The sequence below is a fragment of the Candidatus Neomarinimicrobiota bacterium genome, assembly GCA_041862535.1.
Taxonomy (GTDB): domain Bacteria; phylum Fidelibacterota; class Marinisomatia; order SCGC-AAA003-L08; family TS1B11.
This window is the reverse complement of sequence record JBGVTM010000332.1, coordinates 1-2,443: the sequence shown is the minus strand read 5'-3', so window position 1 is coordinate 2,443 and position 2,443 is coordinate 1. Positions and strand designations below refer to the sequence as shown.

4 protein-coding genes are annotated in these 2,443 nt (G+C 55.3%); all 4 read left to right on the top strand.

Annotated elements, in window-relative coordinates; all coding sequences use genetic code 11:
* On the top strand, nt 1-292 hold a 292-nt coding region (locus tag ACETWG_11845), incomplete at its 5' end, for a FliM/FliN family flagellar motor switch protein (protein ID MFB0517278.1).
* The gene (fliN, locus tag ACETWG_11840; protein MFB0517277.1) at nt 282-1,346 is read left to right on the top strand and encodes a flagellar motor switch protein FliN; all 1,065 of its coding nucleotides are present in this window, start codon (nt 282-284) and stop codon (nt 1,344-1,346) included. The genes ACETWG_11845 and fliN, both read left to right, overlap by 11 nt.
* Complete coding sequence (fliO, locus tag ACETWG_11835) at nt 1,346-1,855, top strand: flagellar biosynthetic protein FliO (protein MFB0517276.1); 510 nt, start codon at nt 1,346-1,348, stop codon at nt 1,853-1,855. Before fliN ends, fliO begins: the two co-directional genes overlap by 1 nt.
* Before the next feature lie 20 nt (nt 1,856-1,875).
* Nucleotides 1,876-2,443, top strand: a 568-nt coding sequence (locus tag ACETWG_11830) for a flagellar type III secretion system pore protein FliP (GenBank protein ID MFB0517275.1), incomplete at its 3' end; no start/stop codon positions are given.

The following is a 2,443-nucleotide window of genomic DNA, read 5'->3' as shown; positions in this document are numbered from 1 at the left end:
CCAGTTCGGGTCAGGGGATATCAGTTCTGAAGGGCGTGATCTAATGGCAGATCACCTGCTGAGAGTTACCTGCCCGATTAAGGCAAACCTGGGGGGCACCACCATTACCATCCAGGATTTCATTAATCTACAGGCGGGAGATCTCCTGGTGTTGAAGGAGAAGCCTGGGGAGGGAAATGTCGTCTACGTGAAAGACAAGCCCATGTTCAAGGGCGTGGTTGGCAGGCGGGACAAATACCGCGCCATCCTCATAACCGAGTTAGTTGAAGAGGAAGAAAGCCATGCAGTATGATGAGCTCAGCCAAAGATACCAGGCCGCGCTGAAACAGTTGCTGCCTGTCTTGAGTGAGGTTAGCGCACAGACGCTTCATGAAAAGATCGCCATAGAATCTGATGATCCTGCATCCCTGACCGGGGACTTTGCGCCCGATCACGAGTACCCGCTGTTAAAAGTCACCTTTGGTAGCACTACCGATGTGGCTTACGAGCACTTTTTCCTCATGGATAAGTCCCTGGCGGGGTTGATTTTCAGCTGGATGGCTGGAGGCGAAACGCCCGAAGAGATCGTTGATGAGCATCTGGAAGCAGTGCGAGGGATGGTAACCCAGGTGCTGGGCCAGCTTCAGGCGGCCCTTGAAGGTCAAGAGTACGCCTTCACCGCTGGAGAGATCCAGTTGGCTGAAGTCGCTTCACAAGGGGAACTCGGGCTGCCGGAGGAAGGACTCACCGCTACTTATCGCTTCACCCGTGGTGATGAAAAGGAGCAATACGTTATTACCTATGGGGTGCAGGGCGAGTCAGCCCCGGAGGAGGTTGAGGGTACCACAGCTGAAGAAGCTGCTGGTGAAGTAACTGCTGAACCAGCCGAGGACCTGGGGGCTGAGTTAGCAGGTGATGAAGGCCTCGGAGAAGAGGCGGCCGAAGTTGTCCCCGGTGAGCTGCCGTTGGCGGGAGGCGAGGAAGTGGCTGGTGTCCCGGATGTGGCCGCGCTGTTTGAAGAAGGCGGCGATGAAGGCGGCCTGGTGGAGGTTAGCCCGGCTGAGTTTGAGGAGTTCGCCGAGGTGGGTCCCATGGAACGCAGAGAACGCAAGATCGACCTGCTCCTCGATGTAGAGCTGGACGTGGCGGTGGAGCTGGGGCGTAGGATCATGCACGTAGAGGAAATTCTCAAGCTGGGGAAGGGCTCGGTCATTGAGCTCAACAAGCTGGCGGGGGAACCCGTGGATGTGCTGGTGAATGGCAAGAAGCTGGCTGAGGGTGAAGTAGTGGTGGTAGAAGACCACTTTGGTATCCGCCTGACGCACTTAGTGGAGCCTAAAGAACGCATTAAGAGTCTGGGCAAGTAGTGGCACGCACCGACGCCCGCAAGTTCACGAACCTTATGCTGATCGCGGTCATGGTCCTGGTGGCCGTGGTCGGGATTTCACTGCAGATGAGGTCCATCGGTTCCCGGGCGAAGAAACCACCGGTCGAAGTAATCGCTCCGGCACCTGAGCCAGAGTCCGAGCAGCCAACGCCGAGTTCGTCCGAAGAAAGCGCGCCTCCGACTACGATAGCTACTGGCAATGACCTTTCATCCGCCCTGTGGCGGATTATTATATACGGCGCGCTCATTGTGGCTGCAATCATACTGGGAGCCCGTATTCTAAAGCGCTATGGCGGTGAACGGCTGAAACAGACCTCATCACCGGAGATTCGCATCCTGGGTCGGCGGTATATCAACCCCAAGCAATCCATCGCAATGGTAAAGGTGCGACATAAAGAACTCCTCTTGGGCATTACTGATCATTCCATTCGGTTACTGTACGACTTCACACCTGACGAAGAGAAGGGGAATGGCACGGAGTTTGCCTAAAATCCAGCGGAAGTCAAAACATGACGAGACGCTGGTTACGGTTACTCATTTTCTCCGTGCTTATGCTTGGCGCGCCGATCGCAGCCTACGGACAGTCGGGTGGTATCCCGGCTATTAACCTTTCGGTCGACTCCGCCACCAGCCCTGAACAGCTAAGCACCACCATTCAGATCGTGATTCTGATCACGATCTTATCACTGGCTCCCTCAATCCTCATCATGACCACCTCTTTCACCCGCATCGTGGTGATCTTTCACTTTTTACGCCAGGCTATCGGCACCCAGAATACGCCCTCCAATCAAATCCTGATCAGTCTGGCCCTGTTTCTGACTTATTTCATCATGAGTCCGGTCCTCCACGAGGTCAATACCACGGCCCTGCGGCCTTATCTGGATGATGAAATCGAGCAGCGGGAGGCTCTTACCCTGGCTTCCGCGCCCATCAAGAAATTCATGCTCCAGCACACCCCGGATAAAGACCTGGCATTGTTTGCCGGCTACTTTAAGCAGGAGCCGGCAAAGTCGCCGGAAGAGTTGTCGCTGATGATGGTGATACCGGCTTTCATAATCAATGAACTCCGCATTGCCT

Coding starts and splice junctions, on each gene's coding strand:
- fliN (MFB0517277.1), top strand. CDS start 282: ATGCAGTATGATGAGCTCAGCCAAAGATACCAGGCCGCGCTGAAACAG.